At 66.6% G+C, this 24,100-nt stretch carries 21 protein-coding genes; 9 read left to right on the top strand and 12 right to left on the bottom strand.

Annotated elements, in window-relative coordinates:
• Positions 1-77: 77 nt before the first annotated feature.
• Positions 78-1,052 carry a quinone oxidoreductase gene (locus RMO95_RS07080; protein ID WP_310449904.1) on the bottom strand — a complete coding sequence of 325 codons (975 nt, stop codon included), beginning with the start codon at positions 1,050-1,052 and terminating at the stop codon, positions 78-80.
• A 237-nt stretch (positions 1,053-1,289) separates the two neighbouring features.
• Between RMO95_RS07080 and RMO95_RS07075 the strand changes: the two genes are divergently transcribed.
• The gene (locus tag RMO95_RS07075; RefSeq protein ID WP_310449903.1) at positions 1,290-2,705 is read left to right on the top strand and encodes a DUF6622 family protein; all 1,416 of its coding nucleotides are present in this window, start codon (positions 1,290-1,292) and stop codon (positions 2,703-2,705) included.
• A 43-nt stretch (positions 2,706-2,748) separates the two neighbouring features.
• Here the strand turns inward: RMO95_RS07075 and RMO95_RS07070 are convergent, their stop codons facing one another.
• Positions 2,749-5,046 (bottom strand): NADP-dependent malic enzyme, encoded by a 2,298-nt coding sequence (locus RMO95_RS07070; protein ID WP_310449902.1) that lies wholly within the window; start codon positions 5,044-5,046, stop codon positions 2,749-2,751.
• Positions 5,047-5,217: 171 nt separating this feature from the next.
• Between RMO95_RS07070 and RMO95_RS07065 the strand changes: the two genes are divergently transcribed.
• Complete coding sequence (locus RMO95_RS07065; RefSeq protein ID WP_310449901.1) at positions 5,218-6,024, top strand: ParA family protein; 807 nt, start codon at positions 5,218-5,220, stop codon at positions 6,022-6,024.
• Positions 6,025-6,423: 399 nt separating this feature from the next.
• Here the strand turns inward: RMO95_RS07065 and RMO95_RS07060 are convergent, their stop codons facing one another.
• Positions 6,424-6,819: a hypothetical protein gene (locus RMO95_RS07060; RefSeq protein ID WP_310449900.1), complete on the bottom strand. Its 396-nt coding sequence runs from the start codon at positions 6,817-6,819 to the stop codon at positions 6,424-6,426.
• Here RMO95_RS07060 and RMO95_RS07055 point away from each other — a divergent pair.
• Both RMO95_RS07055 and RMO95_RS07050 read left to right on the top strand, forming a co-directional pair.
• Positions 6,818-7,060, top strand: coding sequence for a helix-turn-helix transcriptional regulator (locus RMO95_RS07055; RefSeq protein ID WP_310449899.1), 243 nt, complete (start codon positions 6,818-6,820; stop codon positions 7,058-7,060). The two genes, RMO95_RS07060 and RMO95_RS07055, sit on opposite strands and share 2 nt — an antisense overlap.
• 424 nt (positions 7,061-7,484) lie before the next feature.
• Positions 7,485-7,871, top strand: coding sequence for a DUF488 domain-containing protein (locus tag RMO95_RS07050; protein ID WP_310449898.1), 387 nt, complete (start codon positions 7,485-7,487; stop codon positions 7,869-7,871).
• 28 nt (positions 7,872-7,899) lie between these two features.
• On the opposite strand, the gene RMO95_RS07045 is transcribed toward RMO95_RS07050, so the two are convergent.
• The 8 genes from RMO95_RS07045 to RMO95_RS07010 form a co-directional block, all read right to left on the bottom strand.
• Complete coding sequence (locus RMO95_RS07045; protein WP_310449897.1) at positions 7,900-8,553, bottom strand: DUF4440 domain-containing protein; 654 nt, start codon at positions 8,551-8,553, stop codon at positions 7,900-7,902.
• A gap of 52 nt (positions 8,554-8,605) precedes the next feature.
• Positions 8,606-9,184 carry a Uma2 family endonuclease gene (locus RMO95_RS07040; RefSeq protein ID WP_310449896.1) on the bottom strand — a complete coding sequence of 193 codons (579 nt, stop codon included), beginning with the start codon at positions 9,182-9,184 and terminating at the stop codon, positions 8,606-8,608.
• A gap of 236 nt (positions 9,185-9,420) precedes the next feature.
• Entirely contained in the window at positions 9,421-10,119 is a 699-nt protein-coding gene (locus RMO95_RS07035; protein ID WP_310449895.1) for a hypothetical protein, read from the bottom strand.
• Positions 10,120-10,224: 105 nt separating this feature from the next.
• Entirely contained in the window at positions 10,225-11,469 is a 1,245-nt protein-coding gene (locus RMO95_RS07030) for a hypothetical protein (RefSeq protein WP_310449894.1), read from the bottom strand.
• Positions 11,470-11,504: 35 nt separating this feature from the next.
• Positions 11,505-12,632, bottom strand: a complete 1,128-nt coding sequence (locus tag RMO95_RS07025) for an aminotransferase class V-fold PLP-dependent enzyme (RefSeq protein ID WP_310449893.1) — start codon at positions 12,630-12,632, stop codon at positions 11,505-11,507.
• 178 nt (positions 12,633-12,810) lie between these two features.
• A complete protein-coding gene (locus tag RMO95_RS07020; RefSeq protein ID WP_310449892.1) occupies positions 12,811-13,590 on the bottom strand; it encodes an SDR family oxidoreductase in 780 nt (259 codons plus the stop codon).
• 2 nt (positions 13,591-13,592) lie between these two features.
• On the bottom strand, positions 13,593-14,375 hold the full coding sequence (gene pcaD, locus RMO95_RS07015; protein ID WP_310449891.1) for a 3-oxoadipate enol-lactonase: 783 nt from the start codon (positions 14,373-14,375) through the stop codon (positions 13,593-13,595).
• 115 nt (positions 14,376-14,490) lie between these two features.
• Entirely contained in the window at positions 14,491-16,662 is a 2,172-nt protein-coding gene (locus RMO95_RS07010; RefSeq protein WP_310449890.1) for a UvrD-helicase domain-containing protein, read from the bottom strand.
• A 262-nt stretch (positions 16,663-16,924) separates the two neighbouring features.
• On the opposite strand from RMO95_RS07010, the gene RMO95_RS07005 reads away from it, so the two are divergent.
• Positions 16,925-17,284: a hypothetical protein gene (locus tag RMO95_RS07005; protein ID WP_310449889.1), complete on the top strand. Its 360-nt coding sequence runs from the start codon at positions 16,925-16,927 to the stop codon at positions 17,282-17,284.
• On the opposite strand, the gene RMO95_RS07000 is transcribed toward RMO95_RS07005, so the two are convergent.
• Positions 17,262-18,134 (bottom strand): FecR family protein, encoded by an 873-nt coding sequence (locus RMO95_RS07000; protein WP_310449888.1) that lies wholly within the window; start codon positions 18,132-18,134, stop codon positions 17,262-17,264. The genes RMO95_RS07005 and RMO95_RS07000 overlap by 23 nt on opposite strands.
• Positions 18,135-18,206: 72 nt before the next feature.
• On the opposite strand from RMO95_RS07000, the gene leuS reads away from it, so the two are divergent.
• The 4 genes from leuS (at position 18,207) to RMO95_RS06980 (ending at position 23,985) form a co-directional block, all read left to right on the top strand.
• A complete protein-coding gene (gene leuS / locus RMO95_RS06995; RefSeq protein ID WP_310449905.1) occupies positions 18,207-21,062 on the top strand; it encodes a leucine--tRNA ligase in 2,856 nt (951 codons plus the stop codon).
• 93 nt (positions 21,063-21,155) lie between these two features.
• Entirely contained in the window at positions 21,156-21,740 is a 585-nt protein-coding gene (lptE, locus tag RMO95_RS06990; protein ID WP_310449887.1) for an LPS assembly lipoprotein LptE, read from the top strand.
• Between the two features lie 7 nt (positions 21,741-21,747).
• Entirely contained in the window at positions 21,748-22,650 is a 903-nt protein-coding gene (gene holA, locus RMO95_RS06985) for a DNA polymerase III subunit delta (protein WP_310449886.1), read from the top strand.
• 78 nt (positions 22,651-22,728) lie between these two features.
• Complete coding sequence (locus tag RMO95_RS06980) at positions 22,729-23,985, top strand: glutamate-5-semialdehyde dehydrogenase (protein WP_310449885.1); 1,257 nt, start codon at positions 22,729-22,731, stop codon at positions 23,983-23,985.
• Positions 23,986-24,100: the final 115 nt, after the last annotated feature.

Below are 24,100 nucleotides of genomic sequence, written 5' to 3'. Positions count from 1 at the left end.
GAGCGAGCTTGCTCGCGATAAGCCGTTGTCGCGAGCAAGCTCGCTCCTGCATCCAGCGGTTTCAACATGTCTGCGGACTAAGGCAGCAACACCGTCGAACCGGTGGTCTTGCGCGCCACCAGGTCGATCTGCGCCTGTGCCGCGTCCTTCAGCGCATAGCTCTGGTTGACTTCGATCTTGACCTTGCCGGCGGTGACGACGTCGAACAGTTCGCCGGAGATGGCCAGGAGGTCGCTGCGCTGCGCGATGTAGGTGAACAGCGTGGGCCGGGTAAAGAACAGCGAGCCGCGCTTGGCCAGCTCGCCGCTGTCGAGCAGCGGCGCCGGGCCCGAAGCCGCGCCGAACAGCACCATCATGCCCAGCGGCCGCAGGCAGTCGAGCGAGCCCATGAAGGTGTCCTTGGCGATCGAGTCATAGACGACCCTGACGCCCTTGCCCGAGGTGATGTCCTTGACCCGCTCGACGAAGTTTTCGCGCGTGTAGATGATGGTGTGGTCGCAGCCGTGGGCTTTTGCCAGCGCCGCCTTCTCGTCCGAACCGACCGTGCCGATCACCGTGGCGCCCAGCGCCTTGGCCCACTGGCAGACGATGAGGCCGACGCCGCCGGCCGCGGCGTGGATCAGGATGGTGTCGCCGGGCTCCACCCTGCAGGTGCGGCGCAGCAGGTATTGCGCGGTCATGCCCTGCAGCATCATTGCCGCGCCGGTCTTGAAGTCGATCGCGTCGGGCAGCTTGACCAGGCGGTCGGCCGGCATGTTGCGCACTTCCGCATAGGCTCCGATCGGACCACCGGCATAGGCGACGCGGTCGCCCGCTTTTAACTCGGTCACCGCGCTGCCGACGGCTTCGACCACGCCCGCGCCTTCGAGGCCGATACCGGAAGGCAGCGGCAGCGGGTAGGCGCCGGTGCGATGATAGATGTCGATGTAATTGAGGCCGACGGCGTGATGCCGCACGCGCGCCTCGTTCGGCGCCGGGTCGCCAACGGCAACTTCTTCCCAGCGCAGGACTTCGGGACCGCCGGGGGCGTGAAAGCGGATGGCATGGCTCATGGGTGTCTCCCTTGTTTGGCGAACTCGAATCGCAAGGCACGCAAGCTACCCTGCCCGCGCCGAAAATTCAACCATGGCGGCGAAGTTGCCACGGGGTTGCCACGGGGTTGCCACGGGGTTGCCACGGTGGTGCCAAGCATGGTGCCAAGGCCGGCCGCTTGCCGGCGCGTGCTTGCCAAAGCCTGCGGCCGACGACAAACTGCCGCCTTTGCCCGTGCCGCGAAAGGCTGTCCACCCGTGATTTCCCGCATCCTCGCCAATACGCCCGCATGGGTCTGGGGCCTGCTGCTGGCCCTGCTGCTGCTCGGTGTCAGCCAGGCCAGGGCGCGTCGCCCGACGCCGCCGCGACTGCTGATCCTGCCGCTGCTCATGTGCCTGCTGTCGCTCGCCGGCACCTGGTCTTCATTCGGCCCGGCGCCCGCCGTGACCCTGGCCTGGGCCGTCGCCGCAGCGGTCGTCGGCGGTCTTGCGAGCCGGTTGCCGGCGCCGCGCGGCAGCGGCTTCGATTCCGCCACCGACCGCTTCCTGCTGCCCGGAAGCTGGCTGCCGATGGCGCTGATCCTCGCCATCTTCGTCCTCCGCTATGCCCTCGGAGTGATGCTGGCGATCGACCCCGACCTGGCGCGCGAGCGGCCTTTCGCGCTGGCGGTGGCGAGCCTCTACGGCGCGCTGGCCGGCGCCTTCATGGCCCGCGCCGGGCGCGTGTGGCGCCTGCGCGGCAGGTCCGGCCAAGCTGCTGCGGCGATGCCGGCATGGGCGCCGCTCTCCGGCCTGATCGGCGTCGCCCTCGGCACCCTGGCCGCCGTCAGCCGCGCGGTGACCAGGATCGACTACCAGGGCCTGCCGGCGCTCAGCCGCCACACCGCGCGCGACGGCACGGCGCTGGCCTACCGCGCTTATCCGGCGCGCGATGCGCGGCGCGTCGCGGTGCTGATCCACGGCTCCTCGGGCGACAGCCACGCCATGCATGCGGTCGGCCTCGCGCTGGCGCGCGCCGGCATCGCCGCCTATGCGCTGGACATGCGCGGCCACGGCGCCTCGGGACGCCGCGGCGATATCGACTACGTCGGCCAGCTCGACGATGACCTGGCCGATTTCGTCGCCGGCCGGCGTGCCGCCCATCCCGGCGCGCAGTTGAGCCTGGTCGGCCACTCCTCGGGCGGCGGCTTTGCTTTGCGCATCGCCGGCGGACCGCTGGGCGCGCTGTTCGACCGCTACCTGCTGCTGGCGCCGATGCTGCACCAGCAGGCGCCGACCACGCGACCGCAGGCCGGCGACTGGGTCAGGGTTTTCGTGCCGCGCATGATCGGCCTGAGCCTGCTCGACGCGCTCGGCCTGCCGTGGTTCCAGCAACTGCCGGTGCTTGCCTTCGCCCTGCCGGCGGAGGCCGCGGCGAGGACCACGCCGACCTATTCCTACCGCCTGCAGCGCAACTTCCGCCCGCGCGAGGACTATCTGGCCGACGTGCGGGCGATCAGCCGGCCGACGCGGGTGCTGGTCGGCGGCGCCGACGAGCTTTTCATCGCCGAACGCTACGCGCCGCTGCTCGAAGCGCAGCAGCCGTTGCTGCGCGTGACGCTGCTGCCCGGCGTTTCCCACATCGGCCTGGTGGTCGATCCGCCCGCGCTGGCGGCGCTGGTCGCCGCGCTCTGATCAGGGCGCGCCAGGCCAAGAGTTGGCGTTGGCGCTACGGCGTTCAGCCGGCGGCCTTGTCGCTCAGGTGATTGGCATCGACCACCGCCAGCGCGGTCATGTTCACCAGGCGGCGCACGGTCGCGGTGGCGGTCAGGATATGCACGGGCTGCGCCGCGCCGAGCAGTACCGGGCCGACCGTGATGCCGTCGCCCGAGGTGGCCTTGATCAGGTTGAAGGAAATGTTGGCGGCATCGACATTGGGCATGATCAGCAGATTGGCCTCGCCCTTGAGACGGCAATCCGGGTACAGCTTCTCGCGGATGGCCTGCGACAGGGCCGCGTCGCCGTGCATTTCGCCATCGACTTCGAGGCCCGGCGCGCGCGCCTCGATGATGGCCCGCGCCGCGGCCATCTTCAGGGCCGAGGCCGAGCGCAGGCTGCCGAAGTTGGAATGCGAGAGCAGCGCCACCTTGGGTTCGAGGCCGAAGCGGCGCACTTCCCGGGCGGCCATCAGCGCGATCTCGGCGATCTGTTCGGCCGACGGGTCTTCATTGACGTAGGTGTCGCAGAGGAACAGCGTGTGGCGCGCCAGCAGCAGCATGTTCATCGCGGCGAAGCAGTGCGCGTCGGCGGCGAGGCCGATCACGTCATTGACATGCTTGAGGTGTTGCGCGTGACGGCCGACCACGCCGCACAGCATGGCATCGACATAGCCGCGCTTGAGCAGCATGGCGCCGATCAGCGTCGGGTCGGAGCGCAGCGCCTGCTTGGCGATGCCGGGGGTCACGCCCTGGCGGCCCATGATCTCGTGATAGCCCTGCCACAGGTCCTTGTAGCGCGGATCGGAATCCGGATTCACCACCTCGAAGTCGCGCCCCGCCACCACGCGCAGTCCGGCCTGCTCGATGCGCTTGTCGATGACTTCGGGACGGCCGATCAGTACCGGCCGCGCCAGGCCTTCGTCGAGCACCGCCTGCACCGCGCGCAGCACGCGCTCGTCCTCGCCCTCGCAGTAGATGACGCGGCGCGGCGCCTTCTTCGCGGCGGCAAACACCGGCTTCATGACGAAGCCGGAGTGATAGACGAAGCTGTTGAGCTTGTCGCGGTAGGCATCGAAATCGGCGATCGGCCGCGTCGCCACGCCCGACTCCGCCGCGGCCTTCGCCACGGCCGGGGCGATCTTGACGATCAGGCGCGGATCGAAGGGGCGCGGGATCAGGTACTCGCGGCCGAAGGCCAGGCTCTCGCCGCCATAGGCCTGGGCCACCACGTCGGAGGCCTCGGCCTGGGCCAGCTCGGCGATGGCGCGCACCGCGGCGAGCTTCATCAGCTCGGTGATGGTCGTCGCACCCGCATCCAGCGCGCCGCGGAAAATGAAGGGAAAGCACAGCACGTTGTTAACCTGGTTCGGGTAGTCCGAACGGCCCGTGGCGATGATCGCGTCATCGCGCACCGACTTGACTTCCTCCGGCGTGATTTCCGGCGTCGGATTGGCCAGCGCCAGGATCAGCGGATTGGCGGCCATCTTCGCCACCATCGCCGGCTTGACCACGCCGCCGGCCGAAAGGCCGAGGAACACGTCGGCGCCTGCCATGATGTCGGACAGCGTGCGCGCATCGGTCTGCTTGGCGTAGCGATCCTTGATCGGGTCCATCAGCTTGGTGCGGCCTTGGTACACCACGCCTTCGATGTCGGTGACCCAGATGTTCTCGACCTTGACGCCGAGATTCACCAGCAGGTCGAGGCAGGCCAGCGCCGCGGCGCCGGCGCCCGAGGTGACCAGCTTGACCTCCTCGATCTTCTTGCCGACCAGGGTCAGGCCATTGAGGATGAAGGCGCCGACCACGATCGCCGTGCCGTGCTGGTCGTCGTGGAACACCGGTATCTTCATGCGCTCGCGCAGTTTCGACTCGATGTAGAAGCACTCCGGCGCCTTGATGTCTTCGAGGTTGATGCCGCCGAAGGTCGGCTCCATGGCCGCGATCATGTCGATCAGCTTGTCGGCGTCGGGTTCCTGCAATTCGATGTCGAACACGTCGATGCCGGCGAACTTCTTGAACAGCACACCCTTGCCTTCCATCACCGGCTTGGCCGCCAGCGGGCCGATGTTGCCCAGGCCCAGCACCGCCGTGCCGTTGGTCACGACGCCAACCAGGTTGGCGCGCGAGGTGAGCCGGCTGGCCATGTTGGGATCATCGACGATGGCATTGCAGGCCGCGGCCACGCCCGGCGAATAGGCCAGGGCCAGGTCGCGCTGATTGGTGAGGCCCTTGGTCGGCACCACCGCGATCTTTCCCGGGGTGGGCCATTCGTGATACTCGAGGGCGGCGGCGGAGAGATTCTCTTGTTCGTTGGACATCGCGGCTAACCGGCTGACAGGGGAACGCGCGATTTTAGACCTCTCGGGCTGACGGCACCATTACGGAAATCCACGAGCCGGCACGAGCCGCCGGCTCCGTCTGGCGCATGGCATACCGCACTGCAGCATGCGCTGTGGCAAAATCGCCCGATCCAAATCCGGGAGTCGATCATGAAGCGCGTCGTATTCAACCAGAAGGGCGGTGTCGGCAAAAGCACCATCACCTGCAATCTCGCCGCCATTTCCGCCGCCCGCGGCGCCCGCACCCTGGTGATCGACCTCGACCCGCAGGCCAATTCGACGCAATACCTGCTCGGCGCCGCCGCCAATGAGCTGAAACTCACGGCCAACGAGTTCTTCGACCAGATGCTGAGCTTCAAGCTGCGGCCGCTGCCGACCGAGGACTTCATCGCCGCGACGCCCTTCGAGAACCTCTCCATCCTGCCCTCCGGCCCCGCGCTGGAAGAACTGCAGGCCAAGCTCGAATCGCGCTACAAGATCTACAAGCTGCGCGAGGCGCTCGACGCGCTGGAAGGCTACGACGAGATCTGGATCGACACGCCGCCGGCGCTGCACTTCTACACCCGCTCGGCGCTGATCGCCGCCGACGCCTGCCTGATCCCCTTCGACTGCGACGAATTCGCCCGCCGCGCGCTCTACAGCCTGCTCGACAACGTCAATGAAATCCGCGCCGACCACAATGCCGGCCTCGAAGTCGAAGGCATCGTCATCAACCAGTTCCAGGCCCGCGCCAGCCTGCCGCAGCAGATCATCGACGAGCTGCGCAAGGAAGGCCTGCCGGTGCTGGCCTCCTTCCTCTCGTCCTCGGTCAAGATCAAGGAATCGCACCAGCAGGCCAAGCCGATGATCCACCTCGACCGCAGCCACAAGCTGGCGCTGGAATTCGGCGCGCTGTTCGACGAACTCGAAGCGGCGAAGAAGGCGCGGGCCAAGGCGGCCTCCAAGAAACGGGCTTAAAGCGCCGTAGCGCCAGCGCCAACTCTTTAGGCTTGCCTTCGAAGAGAGATGCCGGGACTCGCCCCGGCAGGCGAGGTACTTTCTTGCTGCGCGGCAAGAAAGTACCCAAAGAAACGCGCCCCGCCTCCCCGGCCCTGCGGGCGGAGGGCTCGCCAGAGTCTCGCCCGTTCGCGCGGCGCAAGGCCAATCAATTGGCCTTGCGAAACCCCGCGCTCACCCCTCGCTGCGAAAGGCCCGCCGGGCCGGTCGCTAATCGCCTGGATACCTTCCGGCGCTCCGCGCCGGAAATAACTAGCCGGCCAAAATGCGGCCGTCGTCGGACAACGCGACCGGAATTTCCCGGCGAACCTTCCTCACTTGGCGGGTCAGAAGGGAAGGCAAACCGTTTTGCCGCTTTGGCTATCGACGCGGCGGAACTGATAGTCGGTTCAGTCTTTCAACTTCCGCCTTGGCTTCCCTCAATCCTTCTTTGTATAACCTTTTGCCCGCAGGATCGCCATCGTCTTTACCAAAAAACCAGTAACCCATTTTGAGCGGGCTGCTCGTGCTGTTTGAGAGTTGCTCGCCCTTCATCACGATAAACAAGGACCACTCTTTCACGCCGTCCTTGTCCTCCGCTTTTTCGTAGATTTCCCAGCTCATTACCATCACCTCCTGCGCAGTTGCGGACAAGGCCAAACCTTGATAAGCCCTCCGGCTATGCTGGAAGCCTATCCCCGCGATGGAGTCAATGTAACTCAAACCAAACTCAAAGTGTGTGGATTCAATTGGCCTGCTCGGAAAAACTTCGGGCATGCACAACCCAACTCAAAAGTGTGGAGCGCAGCAGCTTTTCGCAACGAACATGCGGCGCATCCGAGTGGAGAAAAAACTGACCCAGGAGAACGTGGCCGAAGCTGCCGACCTGCATCCCAACTACATCAGTTCGGTCGAGCGAGGCCAGCGCAACATTTCGATCTGCAACATCGCACGGATTGCCGACGCACTGGGGGTCAGCATGGGAGACTTGGTTGCTCGCCCTGAAGATAAAGCGTAAGCGGCGCTGGAGCCAAACGGGGCAGCATCGAATTGCATTTCGTCGCGACCTACCACGCGCGGCGGTTTTTCTTCCCCTCTGACCCGCCGAGCGAGGAAGGTTCGCCGGGGAATTCCGGTCGCGTTGTCCGACGACGGCCGCTTTTGGCCGGCTAGTTTAGCGACCGGCCCGGCGGGCCTTTCGCAGCGAGGGCAGCCCGCAGGGCCGGGGAGGCGGGGCGCGTTTCTTTGGGTACTTTCTTGCCGCGCAGCAAGAAAGTGCCTCGCCCGCCGGGGCGAGTCCCGGCAAACCTTAACGTCACTTCTGGATTCCGGCTTTCGCCGGAATGACGAGACATCAGGAGTTGGCGCTGGCGAGACGGCGCCAAAGGTGTTCTGGCGGCTTACGTAAAATGCCGCTGACGGTAACCAACAAGGAGGCAGCGATGGTGGTTCGCATTGTCAGGCTCGGCACCGCCCGCAACCAGGACGAAGGCATCCGCATCGGCACCGTGCGCCGCCCGCCGCGGGGCGTACCGAAAACCGGGTTTGCCTCGGGCAACTGGTATGACGTCTGGTATCCCAACCTGGCGCCGAGCGTCGACACCATGAAGCTCGGCCAGGAAGCCACTACGCCGGCCCAGTGGGCCGCCTTCATCAGGAAGTACCGCAGCGAAATGTCCGCGCCCGACGCCAGCCGCAGCATCGATCTGCTTGCCGCGCTGTCGCAGCAGAGCAACTTTTCGGTCGGCTGCTACTGCGCGGATGAAGCGCACTGTCATCGCTCGGTGCTGCGGGAACTCCTGGCCGAGAAAGGCGCCAGGTTCGAATAGACGACGGGGCCGCGCTGCGCCGTGGGCTTCAGCGATACTTTTCCGCGCACTCCATGACCGCCCTGTCGGTCCGCTGCCTGAGGCAGACGCGGGCGTCGAGATGCGCGCGCGACGGCCTCCGCGTGGCGGAAACAGGGGCCGGTGCGACCTCGGGCCGGTCGGGCGCGGCGGCAGGCAGCGGGCCCAGCTTGCGCGTGATCACCACCTGCGGCGGCGCGGCTGGCTCGGCCGGCTTGGCGGCAGCCGGCGCCGGTTTGACCGGGTTGGCGATGGGCGGCGGCTTCTGGTTCGACCAGCCCCAACTGGCGACCTTCCACGCCTCGCCTTCCTTCCTGAAGCTTGCCGTCAGGTAGGCCTCGGCGCGGGTCTGGTACTCGCTGATGCCGGCGCCGCGCAGCGTCGCGCTCTTGCCGTCGGGGGCGATGGATTTTTCGGTGACGGTGTAGGTCCTGGGCGCTGCCTGCGCCATGGCACGCATCAGCGCGTTGCGTTCCGCCAGCGGCTTGGCGGCAAGTTCGGCCCTGGTCGCCGCCGTGCTGTAGCCCGCCACTTCCTCGGCATTGCCGGCCAGCAAGGCGCGGTGGAGCCTGGCATAGACAGCCTCGGGGTCTTCCTGCGCGATTGCTCCCGCGCAGCTCAGGACAAACAACGCGCAAGCGTACAGTGCATGACGCAATCGCATATCGATCTCCTCCGAAAATTCCAGCCCGACGCCGCCGGCGACCTTCCGCGCTTCAGTCTTCGCGCAGCACCCGCGCCCAGGTTATGGTCACCTGCGGCAGGACGGCCGCGGTGGTGTCGCCGACCAGTTCCTGCACCGCCGGCTTGCCGTAGGCGCCAGTCACCAGCAGGTAGATGGTGACGACCTTGTCGACCGGATGCACCAGCCAGTACTCGCGCACGCCGACGCGCTCGTACAGTTCCCGCTTGACCACCTGGTCATGGCCGGCGCTGCCGGGCGACAAGACTTCGACGATCCAGTCCGGCGCACCGCGACAGCCGCGCTCGTCGAGCTTGGCCTTGTCGCAGATCACGCTGATGTCGGGCTGCACCACGGTGTCGATCTTGTCGTCCGCCTCGCCGGCGCGCGGCAGACGCACGTCGAAGGGCGCGATATAGGGCCGGCAGGGCGATCCTTCCAGCGCATCGGCGATCTGGCGGAACATCTCCCCCGCAACCTCCTGATGCCGCCGCGCCGGCGCCGGACCCATGGCATAGGCGATGCCATCGATCAGTTCATAACGGACGTCGTCCGGCCAAGCCGCGTATTCGGCATAGGTGTGGCACTCGAGATCGCGTTGTGGCAGTCCCATTGCGCTTCTCCGGCGAAGTCAGGGCTACATCTTAGCCCAAGACCCGAGGCCGTAATCGGCCGTCAGGCTAACGGCACAGGGCAATCGCATGAAGCGCCGCCTCCCTCCCCGTCAAGGGGAGGGCTGGGGAGGGGATGGGGCAAACCGCCGATAACAAGCCTACGAAACGCTCACTTTCGCCCCCATCCCCCTCCCGGCCTCCCCCTTGAAGGGGGAGGAGATGCCGTTTCCAGCGTTCATGCGATTGCCCTGGCCAGCGGCATCGACAGCAACTGAATCGAAAATCTTCCCTTGGCATCTCGCCGATCCTGCTCGGCGCGCCATGCATTGCGCCCGTATTCGTAGCCGGGATAGAGCCGGCCGAGCGTCGTCTCGCCCTTGAGCAGGCGGCGGCCGATCGCGGCCAGCGCCTGGAGTTCAGCGATGTTGCGCACTTCGACAGGAATACACAGGTCGAGCCCGGTACACCAGTCGAGGGAACGCCGCGCCAGCGAGGGGCGAACGACCAGGTCCAGGCCCTCGTCCGCAATCCGATCCTCCGCGGCCCGCAGTTTGTCGTAGTAGGCCCGGTGTTCGGCATCCGGCTCGGAGGATTTGTAGGCGACGATCCGACTGCGGGACTTTCCGACCTTCTTGCGCACCGGATTGCTGCGTATCGTGGCCAACCAGTCGCCGGGCGGCGGGGATTCGCCGGCCGCCTCCCAGGCGGAATTCTCAATGGCATTGCGGTATTTGAAACGTGGATGCGTCCACCAGATCATCACCCGCCGCCGATTGACGATGATCTGGCAGTCGTCCCACCACGACAGATCGTCAGCGGCGCACTCGTCATAGCGATGAAAGGCTAGCACGCCCTTGTCGAATGCGTTGCCGCGCTTGTTGGCGTGGTAGGTTCGCATTGCGCGCAAGCGACGCTCGAACGCCGGATTTTTCATTGCACTATCTCCACGATAGGTTCGCCGATGCTGCAGGTCCGTTGTACTGAACGAGCATCCGGATCGAATTGGTGCGACTGCATGCATGCGTTGGCAGGCGGGCAATTATCGCAGCAAGCCCGTGACTCGCCGCAGCGCCCAGCCATTGAATCCCGCATATACCGCGTAAGCCAGCATCCAGGCCAGGCCGATCGCCGGCAGCGAGAGCGGGCCGGGCAGCAGCCACAGGAGCGCGGCGAACAACGGCAGGGACAGCAGTTCGCCGACGCTCACCGCCCATCCGGCGCCGCACGCGAAGAGGCCGAAGAGAAAAATCCAGGACAGCATGCGCAAGGCGTCGCCAGCGAAAAAGGCCAAGGCGTCGACCCGGTCGACCGGCAGGCCCTCGCGGTAGAGCAGTGCCAATACCTGCGGCAACAGCAGCCACAACAGGCCCAGCGCCAGCGTTGCCGGCGCCAGCACCTGGCGCGATGCAACACGCAGCTCCGCCGCAAATCCGGCCGCATCGCGCGCCGCCGCCAGGCGCGGCAGAAAATGCGCGTTGAGCAGCCCCGCGGCGATGGCCGTGATCCATTCGCTGCTGCGCCACAGGGCCTGCACCGCGCCGGCGATTTCCCACGAGGCGGAAGCTGCGATCTCCATGCGCGCGACGGCCGTCGCCGCCGGGCTCAGGATGCCGATGGCAATTCCGGCCGCGATGAAGGGGCGCAGGCCATGACGCTGCGCCAGCGCCTCGCGCCACGAACCCTCGCCCGTCAGCAGCAGCGCCGTCGCGACGCCGCCGACCAGGATCTGGGCGGCGAGCAGGGACGCAAGTTCAGCTCCGCTCGCCGCCAGCGCCAATGCCAGCAGCGGCGCGGACAGCATCGCCGCGACGCAGGCCATCGCGCGGCCGGGTTGGCCGCGGCCGAGCAGCCATGCGGTGAGCAGGCCGGGAGCGACGGCGAGCCAGCCGACGCCCAGCGCCGGCAGCACCAGCCCGGCCTGCGGCGCGGGCAACAGGGCGAGCCGACCGGACAGCGCCAGCGCGACGCAGACCAGCAGGCAGGCGCCGGAGAGCATCAGGCCCAGACGCAGGGCCTCGCCGAAGAGTTGGCGCTGGCGACACGGCGCCACGCCCGCAACGCGGCCGGTGAGCCCGATGCCGATGCCGGCCAGCGTGACGCCAGCGACGATGTCGGCGAGGCTGCTCAGCTGCGCCCAGTGCGCGACCAGTTCGGCGCCGCCGCGCAGCGCCAGCAACTTGTCGATCAGCGCGCGGCCGGCGAGCCCGGTGAGGACGAAACCCAGCGCCGGCAGCAGCCGCGACGGGCGGCGGATTTCAGCGAGCGCCGGGGCGGGCAGGGTCATCGACACGGCTCACGCCGGGAGCCCGCGCCGGCCGTTCAGGCCAGGCGGTCCAGTGCCTGCCTCAGCGTCGCGACGGTGCGCTCGACATTGCCCAGTTTGTCGAGGCCGAACAGGCCGATGCGGAAGCTGCGGAAATCGGCCGGCTCGTCGCATTGCAGGGGGACGCCGGCCGCGGCCTGCAGCCCCAGGTCTACGAACTTTTTCGCCGACTGGATCTCGGGGTCGCTCGTGTAGCTGACCACCACGCCGGGCGCCTCGAAGCCCTTCCCGGCGACGCTGGCAAAGCCGCGCTCGACCAGCAGCGCGCGCACCTGCCGGCCGAGTTCCAATTGCTGGCTGCGGGCGAGTTCGAGGCCATGGGCTTCGGTTTCGCGCATCGCGTCGCGCACGCGGCGCAGGGCGTCGGTGGGCATCGTTGCGTGATAGGCGTGGCCGCCCTTCTCGTAGGCTTCCATGATCTGCAGCCACTTCTTCAGATCGCAGGCGAAGCTGCTGCTGCTGGTGTCGGCGATGCGCGCCAGCGCCCGCTCACCCAACATCACCAGGCCGGCGCAGGACGGGCCGCTCCAGCCCTTCTGCGGCGCGCTGATCAGGACGTCGACGCCGATCGCGCGCATATCCACCCAGAGCGCGCCGGAGGCGATGCAGTCGAGCACGAAGAGGCCATCGACCTCGCGCACGGCGTCCGCCACGGCGCGCAGATAGTCGTCGGGCAGCAGGATGCCGGAGGCGGTCTCGACATGCGGTGCGAATACCACCTCGGGGCGTTGCGCGCGGATCGCGGCGACCACTTCATCGATCGGCGCCGGCACGAAAGGCGCCTGGCTGCCCGCGCCGTTGCGGCGCGCCTTGAGCACCGAGGTGCTCTCGGCAATCCGCCCCATGTCTAGGATCTGCGACCAGCGGAAACTGAACCAGCCGTTGCGCAGCACCAGGCAGCGCCGGCCGCCGGCGAACTGGCGCGCCACGGCCTCCATGGCGAAGGTGCCGCCGCCCGGCACGATGGCCACGGCGCTCGCGCCATAGACCTGCTTGAGGCTGGCCGAGATGTCGCGCATCACGCCCTGGAAGGCCTTGGACATGTGGTTGAGGGCGCGATCGGTATAGACCACCGAATATTCGAGCAGTCCGTCGGGATCGACGTTGTTGAGCAGGGCGGGCATGGTCACTCCATTTCGGTCAATCGGCTTGCGCCTGTGGCGGCAGAAGGCGTGGGCTTCGCCGCAAGTAGTCAGTCAACAAGGAAAAGTCGCATTCCCTGTAGGAGCGAGCTTGCTCGCGATGAACCGTTGTCGCGAGCAAGCTCGCTCCTACATCCATCGGTTTCAACATGTCTGCGTACTAGAAAGTGCCGGGATAGGCGCCGCCGTCGAGCAGCCAGTTCTGCCCGGTGATGAAGCCGGCCTGGGTCGAACACAGCCAGGCGCAGGCGGCGCCGAACTCCTCGGGATTGCCGATGCGGCCGGCCGGGATCGTCGCCACACGCTCGGCCAGCACCTGCTCGTAGGAAACATTGCGCGCCTTGGCCTGGCCGCCGATCACCGTGGCGATGCGGTCGGTGTCGAAGAAACCGGGCAGCAGGTTGTTGATGGTGACGTTGTGCGCCACGGTCTTCCTCGCCAGGCCCGCGACGAAGCCGGTGAGGCCGGAGCGCGCGCCGTTGGACAGGCCCAGCACGTCGATCGGCGCCTTGACCGCGCCCGAGGTGATGTTAACGATGCGGCCGAACTTGCGCGCGATCATGCCGTCGACGGTGGCCTTGATCAGCTCGATCGGCGTCAGCATGTTGGCATCGAGCGCCGCCAGCCAGTCGTCGCGCGACCAGTTGCGGAAGTCGCCGGGCGGCGGGCCGCCGGCGTTGTTGACCAAAATATCCGGCGACGGGCAGGCGGCCAGCGCCGCGGCGCGGCCGGCCGCGGTGACGATGTCGGCAGCCACGGTGATGACCGTCGCGCCGGTCGCCGCGCGGATTTCGGCGGCGGTCTTTTCCAGCGCCTCGGCGCCGCGCGCCACCAGCGTGACATTCACGCCTTCGCGCGCCAGCGCAAAGGCGCAGCCGCGGCCCAGCCCCTTGCTCGATGCGCAGACCAGTGCGCTGCGCCCAGTTATGCCCAGATCCATGTTCAGTCCTCCAGAAAGTCGCGGACCAGCCGGTTGAAGATTTCCGGCTGCTCGATGCAGCAAAGATGCGATGCCGACGGGATGATTTCCAGGCGCGCCCCGGGTATCGCCGCGGCGATGACTTCGCTCATCGCCGGCGGCGTGCCGGGATCGTCGGCGCCGGCGATGACCAGGGTCGGCGCCGCGATGGCGCCGAGCTGCGCCGTGATGTCGAGTGTCCGGATCGCTCCGGCGCAGCCGATGTAGCCGGCCGCCGGGGTGGCGGCGATGAGCTTGCCGATGCGCGCCATGGCCTCCGGCCGCGCGGCGCGGAAACCCGGCGTAAACCAGCGGCCGAGCGTGCCCTCGACCATGGCGGCGCAGCCCTGGGCGCGCACCGTGGCGATGCGCTCGTCCCACAGCGGGCCGGCCTCGGGCGGGATGCGGCTGGTGGAACTGGCGATCACCAATTTGTCCACGCGTTGCGGCGCGGCCAGCGCCAGGTGCTGGCCGATCATGCCGCCCATCGAAAGGCCGAGGAAATGCGTACTTTCCACGTCCAGCACGTCGAGCAGGCCGACCACGTCGGCGGCGAGCTGGTCGAAGCTGTAGGTTCCCTGCGGAGCGCTGCTGTTGCCGTGGCCGCGCGTGTCGTAGCGCAGCACCGTGAAACTCGGCGCCAGCGCCGCGGCGAGCTCGTCCCACAGCGTCAGGTCGCAGGTCAGCGAGTGGGAAAGCGTGACCCATGGCCCGCTGCCCTCGATCCTGTAGTGGATGCTGATGCCGTTTACGTCAACGTCGATCATGCTGCCTCCGCAGGGCCGCCCCAAGTAGGCAGCCAGTCAATACCCGGAAGCCGCGATAGCGGCCGAACCGTTGTCACCCCCTTTCCTGGAAAGGGGGCTGGGGGGATTGTCATGTTCATGCTGCCTCCAGTTTAGCCACCGACAGCGCCAGCCATTTCATGCCGGCGGCGCCGAAGTTTACCTGCACGCGCGCATCCGTCCCGCCGCCTTCGGCATTGATGATGACGCCGAGGCCGAACTTGGCGTGCATGACGCTCTGGCCGATGCGAAAGCCGCTGCCGCCCGACGACTCGCTGCGGCGCGGCGCGGCGTTGAAAGTTGGCGCTGACGAGACGGCGAAACCACCCTTGCCGGCACGCGGCGTGAGCCACTTGACGAGTTCCTCGGGCACTTCGTCGAGGAAGCGCGAGGGCAGGTTGTAGCGCGTCTGGCCGTGCAGCATGCGGGTCTGGGCGAAGCTCAGGTAAAGCCGCTGCCGCGCGCGGGTGACGGCGACATACATCAGGCGTCGCTCCTCCTCCAGACCTTTGTCCTCGTTCATCGAGTTCTCATGCGGGAACAGGCCGTCTTCCAGACCGCTGATGAAGACCACGTTGAATTCCAGCCCCTTGGCCGAATGCACGGTCATCAGTTGCAGCGCGTCGTCGCCCTCGCCGGCCTGGTGCTCGCCGGCTTCGAGCGAGGCGTGGGCGAGGAAGGACGAGAGGTCGTTGCCGAATTCCCCGGTGATTTCGCCGTCCTGGTTCGGCTCGCCTTCCTCGGCGACGAAGCTGGCCGCGGCATTGATCAGTTCGTCGAGGTTGTCGAGGCGCTCCTGGCCTTCCTTTTCGTTCTGGTAATGGGCGCGCAGGCCGGACAGCTCGACGACGTGGTCGACCAGTTCCGGCAGCGGCAGGTGGGCGGCCTCGCGCAGCTTGACGATCAGTTGCGCGAAAGCGGCCAGCTTGACGCCGCCCGCGCCGGCGAGCTGCGGGATCGCCGCATGCAGGCTGCTGCCGGCGGCCTTGGCCGCGTCCTGCAGGTTTTCCAGGCTGCGCGCGCCGATGCCGCGGGCGGGGAAATTCACCACGCGGGCGAAGGCCGTGTCGTCCTCGGTGTTGGCGATCAGGCGCAGGTAGGCCAGCGCATGCTTGATTTCGGCGCGCTCGAAGAAGCGCAGGCCGCCATACACGCGATAAGGCAGGCCGGCGTTGAACAGCGCATGTTCGAGCGCGCGCGACTGGGCGTTGCTGCGGTAGAGCAGCGCGATCTCGGCGCGCGCATGGCCGTCGCGCTGCAGGGCCTTGACTTCCTCTGCGATCCAGCGCGCCTCGTCGCCGTCCGAATAGGATTCGTAGATGCGCACCGGCTCGCCGCTGCCGGCCTCGGTCCACAAATTTTTGCCCAGACGCGAGGGATTGTTCTTGATGATGGCATTGGCCGCGTCGAGGATGTTGCCGTGCGAGCGGTAGTTCTGCTCCAGGCGGATCAGGTTCTGCACCTTGAACTCGCGCTCGAAGTCGGCCATGTTGCCGACGTCGGCGCCGCGGAAGGCGTAGATCGACTGGTCGTCGTCGCCGACGCAGAACAAATTGGCGCCACCACCCGCCAACAATTTTAGCCAGCGGTACTGGAGCTTGTTGGTATCCTGGAATTCGTCCACGAGAATATGGCGGAAGCGCTCCTGGTAATGCCGGCGCAGCGGCTCGTTGCGCTCCAGCAGCTCGTAGGAGCGCAGCAGCAGTTCGGCGAAATCGACCACGCCCTCTCGCTGGCATTGCGCTTCGTAGGCCTCGTAGAGCGCGACGCGCTTCTTCGCCCAGTCGTCCCAGGCCTCGACCGCGGCGGCCCGCAATCCCTGCTCCTTCTGCGCGTTGATGAAGTGGCACAGCTCGCGCGGCGGGAATTTCTCGTCGTCGATGTTCAGCGACTTGAGCAGGCGCTTGACCGAGGCCTGCTGGTCGGCCGAGTCGAGGATCTGGAACAGCTGCGGCAGGCCGGCGTCGCGGTAATGGGCGCGCAACAGCCGGTTGCACAGGCCGTGGAAAGTGCCTATCCACATGCCCCTGACGTTGATCGGCAGCATCGCCGCCAGGCGCGTCTGCATTTCCTTGGCGGCCTTGTTGGTGAAGGTCACGGCCAGCACACCGGGCGGCGAAACCTGGCCGGTCGAAATTAGCCAGGCGATGCGTGTCGTCAGCACCCGCGTCTTGCCCGAACCGGCGCCGGCGAGGATCAGGGCGTGCGCCGGCGGCAGCGTGACGGCCGCCAGTTGCGGCGCGTTGAGGTTGTCGAGCAAAGGGGTCATGGCGGCCATCGGCAGGTAAGACGTCGATTATATCGACGGGCCGCGCCCGGGACGGCCAACAGTAAGCGCTAACCATCGCCCGAACCAAGGAATTTCGACCTTGCACAAGTCGATATTGCAATGCATCAAAAAACCTTGATTTAGAGTGCTTCACCCATATCAAAGCGGTAGAATCCGTCATGCTGCAATGCAACACATTGTATGCAAAGCGGGCTAGCCCGGCTCATAAGGCCGGAACAGCCGGACCGCAAAGGAGAATCGCATGAGTAGCAAACCCAAGACACCCAAGTTACTGCCCTGGCTGGCAAAAAAGGCCGGCATCAGCGATGCGCGATCCATTGCGCTGTGGCGCGAAGCCGAGCGCTGGGCCGAGCGCCGGTCAGCCCCCGGCTCGTCGGACTATTTCAGGCTGACGGTCGATCGCCTGCTGGAACTGGTGGCCGCCGAATCCCTGCGTGCCGATGCGGCATCCTTCGGCTGGCGGCCGTGGGCCCGTGCCCAGGCGCGCCTGTGGGCGCTTTCGATGCAAGTGGCGCAGGAAGGTGCGGCGCTGACGGTGCGCGGCTGGCGGCTGATCGGATCGGCCGCGCAACAGGACGCTAACGCACCACGCTCGGTTTGAGGCCGGTCGCGGCGGTCAGTCGGGCCGCAGCGACGGCCGCTTCATCGGCGCTGGCAAAACCGGCCAGCAGCACGTCGTAACGCCAACCCCCGCCCTCCGCCGCACGCGGCTTCACGCGCGCGGCAAAGCCCGCATCGCGCACCCGGTCGTAGAGTTCCAGCGCGGCCTCCTCGCCGGCCGCCGCAGCCGCCAGCACACGCCATTTGCCGTTCGAGCGCGACGCGCCGTCGCCGGCGAGGATTTCCGTTTGCCGCGCCAGTTTCCTGAAAACCTCGGGGTCGAGCGCCTTGACGGTGGCGTCCTGGCCGCGCGGCGCGTCGTAATAGGTCAGGGGCTGCGCCAGTTCCGTGGTCTGCCCGGCGCGGGTGATTTCGATGCGGCCTTCGAGCAGCGCCACCAGGTCGCCGTCCTTGTCCGCCCGGCCCCACAGGTCGGTGCCGCGGATGCCGATGGTGGCCGTGCCGACGCGGATCGCCAGTTCGCGCGGCAGCGTCTTCTTCAGCCGGGCGGTGGTGAAACGGAAGGGCCCGGTCAGGATGTCGAGTGCGCCGCGAAAAAATTTCTCGGGCCGCAGGCTGCGCGTATGAATGTCGAGTTGTGCGGCTTCGCCCAACTTGACCCGGCTGCCCTCGGCCAGCATGACGTAGGCGCGCGCGCCCGGCCCGGTGCGCAGCACATCGCCGCTCTTGAGTTCCATGCCGGCCGCCAGCGGCACGGTGATGCCGTTGCGATCCCGCCAGGCGGGCGCTTGCACCGCCTCCACGGTGGCTGCGGCCGCCGCCAGCACCGAGGCGGGAAACAGCGAAGCAAGAACGGCAACCACCGCGAAAACCCGGCTCAAAGGGGACATGCGAATCCTTTCGATCAGAGGTGGCGGGTATAATTCCGCCCTTTGCCAGCACTCAAAATAGACGCCCCGGCCATGCAGGAAAAATATCTTCCGACCGAAATCGAGCAGGCCGCGCAGGCCTACTGGAACACCTCCCAGACCTTCCGCGCCGCCGCGACCGCGGATTTGACAAACTCCCGGCCGAAGTACTACTGCCTGTCGATGTTTCCCTATCCGTCCGGCAAGCTGCACATGGGGCATGTGCGGAACTATACCATCGGCGATGTGCTCTCCCGCTACCACCGCATGAAGGGCTACAACGTGTTGCAGCCCATGGGCTGGGACGCTTTCGGCCTGCCCGCCGAGAACGCCGCGATGCAGAACAAGGTGCCGCCGGCCAAGTGGACCTGGGACAACATCGCCTACATGAAAAAGCAGCTCCAGTCGCTCGGCTTTGCGCTGGACTGGGAGCGCGAACTGGCGACCTGCGCGCCCGAGTATTACAAGTGGAACCAGTGGCTGTTCCTGCGCATGCTGGAAAAAGGCATCGCCTACAAGAAGACCCAGGTGGTGAACTGGGACCCGGTGGACCAGACCGTGCTCGCCAACGAACAGGTCATCGAAGGCCGCGGCTGGCGCACCGGCGCCGTGGTCGAGAAGCGCGAGATTCCCGGCTATTACCTGGCCATCACCCAGTACGCCGACGAGCTGCTGTCCGCACTCGACACGCTGCCGGGCTGGCCGGAGCGGGTCAAGACCATGCAGGCCAACTGGATCGGCAAGAGCACCGGCGTGCGCTTCGCCTTTCCATACGAGCTCCCCGCCACAGGCGGCACAAATCTTCCCTCCCCTTCAAGGGGAGGGATCGAGGGAGGGGATGGGGTGTCGACGGCGAACAACCCATCCCCATCCCTAGCCCTTCCCCTTGAAGGGGAAGGGCACGTTCAGAGTGCCTCCGGCACTGAAAAGGGATTGCTCTGGGTGTTCACCACCCGCGCCGATACCATCATGGGCGTGACCTTCTGCGCCGTCGCCGCCGAGCATCCGCTGGCGACCTACGCCGCGCAGACCAACCCGCAACTCGCCGCCTTCATCGACGAATGCAAACACGGCTCGGTCATGGAAGCCGACATGGCGACCATGGAAAAGAAGGGCATGCCGACCGGCATATTCGTCGACCACCCGCTGACCGGCGAGAAGGTCGAGGTCTGGGTCGGCAACTACGTCCTGATGAGCTATGGCGAAGGCGCGGTGATGGCCGTGCCTGCCCATGACGAACGCGATTTCGAGTTCGCCAAGAAGTACGGCCTGGGAATCAAACAGGTGATAGAGAACGCTGGGCTGCGTGGCGAGTTGGCCAAGGCTCTACTTGATGGCCGATTAACGGAAAAAGGAAAGCAAGAGTTAGAAGCTAGCTATACAAACACTGCTTTCACGACAAACCACTGGCAGCAGTGGTATGGCGACAAAGCAAATGGCGTGTGCGTAAACTCCGGCAAGTACGACGGGCTCGGCCTCGAAGCAGCCGTCACCGCCATCGCCGCCGACCTGAAGGCCAAGGATCTCGGCGATACCCAGGTCCAGTACCGCCTGCGCGACTGGGGCGTCTCGCGCCAGCGCTACTGGGGCTGCCCGATTCCGCTGATCCATTGCGACGCCTGCGGCACCGTGCCAGTGCCCGACGAGCAACTGCCGGTCAAGCTGCCCGAAGACTGCGTGCCCGACGGCTCGGGCAACCCGCTGGCGAAGCGCGCCGATTTCGTCGACTGCGCCTGCCCGCAGTGCGGCAAGCCGGCCAAGCGCGAAACCGACACCATGGACACCTTCGTCGATTCGAGCTGGTACTACGCGCGCTACTGCGTCGATCCGACGACGCGTGCGGCGAATTCTGCCATGGTCGATGCCGGAACCAACCACTGGATGCCCGCCGACCAGTACATCGGCGGCATCGAGCACGCGATCCTGCACCTGCTCTACTCGCGCTTCTGGACCAAGGTCATGCGCGACATTACGGTGGATGGAAAGCGCCTGGTCAACTACGACGAGCCCTTCGCCAACCTGCTGACCCAGGGCATGGTGTTGAACCATATCTTCAGCCGCCGCACCGACAAGGGCGGCATCGAGTACTTCGCGCCCGAGGAAGTCGATCTCAAGCGCGACGAAGGCGGCCATGTGATCGGCGCGACGTCGAAGGCCGACGGCCAGCCGGTGGATTACGGCGGCGTCGGCACCATGTCGAAATCCAAGCGCAACGGCGTCGACCCGCAATCGCTGATCGACGAGTTCGGCGCCGACACGGCGCGCTTCTTCATGATGTTCGCCTCGCCCCCGGAACAGACACTGGAGTGGTCGGACTCGGGCGTCGAGGGCGCCTACCGCTTCCTGCGTCGCGTCTGGGCCTTCGGTCACGCCGAGCAGCCGGCGATCGCGGCGCGCGCCGCGATGCCGGCCAAGCTGCCCGAGCCGCTCGCCGCAGTGCGCCGCGAAATCCATCTGCTGTTGAAGCAGGCCAACTACGACCTCGGCAAGTTCCAGTTCAACACCGTCGCCTCGGCGGCGATGAAAATGCTCAACAGCCTGGAGAAGATTCCTGCCGGGAACGGCCGCGATGCGGTAGTCGCCGAGTGCTTCGGCATCCTGCTGCGCATACTCTCGCCGATCACGCCGCACATCTGCCACGCGCTGTGGATCGAACTGGGTTTCGGCGCTGATATCCTCGACGCCGCCTGGCCCGAGCCTCTGGCCGAGGCCCTGGTGCAGGACGAAGAAGAACTGGTGCTGCAGGTGAATGGCAAGCATCGCGGCAACATCCGCGTCAAAGCCGGCGCCGACCGCGCGGCGATCGAAGCCGCGGCGCTGGCCGCGGAAGCCGCGCAGAAATTCATGGAAGGCAAGCCGGCGAAGAAAGTCGTCGTCGTGCCCGGCCGCCTGGTCAATATAGTGGTCTAAGGAGAAAATTATGAGCCCCCACGCTCACATCTGTTCGCTGCCCCCCACGGGGGCGCATGCCTCCCTTGGGGCGGCCCTGCGGGAGACATAGCGATGCGCGCCGCAAAACTGTCTGTCATCCTGCTGCTGATCAGCCTGCTGGCCGCCTGCGGCTTCAAGCTGCGCGGCAGCGCGGCGCTGCCCGGCCACAAGCTGCCGTTCGCGACCATCGCGCTCTCGCTCGACCCGACCTCCGAGTTCCACGCCCAGCTCAAGCGCAACATCGAAGCCTCGTCGCCGGGCACCCGCGTGGTCAACGATGTCAGGGAGGCCGAGGCCGTGCTGACCGTGCTCGGCGACACCGTGCAGAAAAACATCCTCTCGCTCAGCGCATCCGGCCGCGCCCGCGAATTCCAGCTGGTGCGCAGCTTCGCCTTCAAGGTGCATGCCAACGTCGCCACGGCCGCGGCGGCTACGCCGCCGGTCAAGTACACGGACGCGCCGCCCGTCGCCGGTCCGACCGAATACATCGCGCCGAGCACCATCACCTTGCGCCGTGAAATCACTTTCAGCGACGATCTGGTGTTGTCCAAGGAGTCGGAAGAGCAACTGCTCTGGCGCGACATCCAGAACGACCTGGTGCAGCAGTTGATGCGCCGGCTGGCGGCGGCCAAGCTGCAGCCGGTCAAGACCGAGTAAGAGCCTCATGCAGTTGCGGCCCGAACAGCTCGCGGCGCACCTCGCGCAGTTGGATAAGCCGCTGGCGCCGCTCTACCTGCTGCACGGCGACGAGCCGCTGCTGGTGATCGAGGCCGGCGACGCAATCCGCGCCGCGGCGCGCCGGCAGGGCTTCGAGGAACGCGAGGTGATCATCGTCGGCACCGGCTTCAAATGGGACGAGCTGTTCATGGCGGCCGGCAACATGTCGCTGTTCGGCGGCTCCAAGCTGGTCGACCTGCGCATCCCCTCGGGCAAGCCGGGACGCGAAGGCAGCGAGGCGCTGCAGCGCTACATTTCAACGCTGGGCCCCGGCATCGTGACCCTGATCACCCTGCCCGAACTCGACTGGCAGGCGAAGAAGGCGGCCTGGGTCACGGCGCTGTCGAATGCCGGCGTCGCCGTCGAATGCAACGCGCCGCCGCCCGCACGCCTGCCGCAGTGGATCGCCGAGCGCATGGCGCGGCAAGGGCAGAGCGCGCCGAGGCCGGCGCTCGAATTCATCGCCGCCCACGTCGAAGGCAACCTGCTCGCGGCTCACCAGGAAATCCAGAAACTCGGCCTGCTCTATCCGCCCGGCGAAATCTCGCTGGAGCAGATCGAAGGCGCCGTGATGAACGTCGCGCGCTACGACGTCTCGGACCTGCGCGACGCGCTGAAGAACCGCGACACGGTGCGTGCCGCGCGCACGCTGGAAGGCCTCAAGGGCGAGGACGCGGCGCCGCCGCTGGTGCTCTGGGCGCTGGCCACCGAAGCGCGCGCCAACTCCGCGCGGCCGGCGCTCTTGCAAGCGGCGAAAATTGACCGCATGATCAAGGGTCTCGCGCGCGGCGACGTCTGGGACGAGTTTCTTCAGCTGGCGCTGCGTTTGACCAGAAGCAGAAGCATTTAGCCACAGAGGGCACAGAGAAAAGCCCTCGTTCCGTTTCTCTCTGTGTCCTCTGTGATCTCAGTGGCTGAAAGGTTTTTCATGAACATCAAGGACTACATGCAGCAGGTCGGCCGCAACGCGCGCGCCGCTTCGCGCGCCACGGCGCGGGCCTCGACCGCCGCCAAGAACACGGCGCTCTTGGCGATGGCGGCGGCGATCCGCGAACGCCGCGCCGAGCTGCTCGCAGCCAATGCCGCCGATGTCGCCGAAGCGCGAACCAACGGCCTCGACGCGGCGATGATCGACCGCCTGACATTGACCGACAAGAGCATCGAAGCCATGGCGCAGGGACTCGAACAGGTCGCCGCCCTACCCGATCCGATCGGCGAGATCAGCGACATGAAGCGCCGTCCTTCGGGCATCCAGGTCGGCAAGATGCGCGTGCCGCTGGGCGTGGTCGGCATCATCTACGAAGCGCGGCCCAACGTCACGGCCGACGCCGCGGCGCTGTGCCTCAAATCCGGCAATGCGGCGATTTTGCGCGGCGGCAAGGAAGCCCTGCGCGCCAACCAGGCGATCGCCGCCTGCGTGCGCGCCGGACTGGCCGCCGCGGGCCTGCCCGAAACGGCGGTGCAGGTGATCGAGACCACCGACCGCGAGGCCGTCGGCCACCTCGTGGCGATGCCCGAGTATGTCGATGTGATCGTGCCGCGCGGCGGCAAGGGCCTCATCGAACGCATCTCGAAGGAGGCGCGGGTGCCGGTGATCAAGCATCTCGACGGCAACTGCCACATCTATGTCGATGACGCGGCCGACCCCGACAAGGCGCTGCGCATACTCGAAAACTCCAAGACGCAACGCCTGGGCACCTGCAATACCGCCGAATCGCTGCTGATCGCGCGTTCTGTCGCCGTATCGCTAGCGCCAACTCTTTGCGCCATGCTCACCAGCCGCGGTGTCGAGATCCGCGGCTGCGAGGAAACCCGCAAGCTGGTGCCGCAGGCCATCGCCGCGACCGAGGAGGACTGGTACGCCGAGTATCTGGCGGCGATCATCTCGGTCAAGATCGTCGCCGATGTCGGCGAGGCCATCGAGCACATCAACAAGTATTCCTCGGCCCACACCGAGGCCATCGTCACCGAGAACTACAGCAACGCGATGCGCTTCCTGCGCGAAGTGGATTCGGCCTCGGTCATGGTCAACGCCTCGACGCGCTTTGCCGACGGTTTCGAATACGGCCTCGGCGCCGAGATCGGGATTTCCACCGACAAGTTCCACGCCCGCGGCCCGGTCGGCCTCGAAGGCCTCACCTCGCAGAAGTGGATCGTGCTGGGCGACGGCCAGACGCGGGCCTGAACCGACCCGAAGGCTAGTAGTCAGTCAACAAGGAAAAGGCGCATTCCCTGCAGGAGCGAGCTTGCTCGCGATAAGCCGCTATCGCGGGCAAGCTCGCTCCTGCATCCATCGGTTT

Source organism: Sulfuritalea sp. (assembly GCF_031426875.1).
GTDB lineage: Bacteria > Pseudomonadota > Gammaproteobacteria > Burkholderiales > Rhodocyclaceae > Sulfuritalea.
The sequence above is the reverse complement of the archived record's forward strand: the minus strand, read 5'-3'. Positions and strand labels throughout refer to the sequence as shown.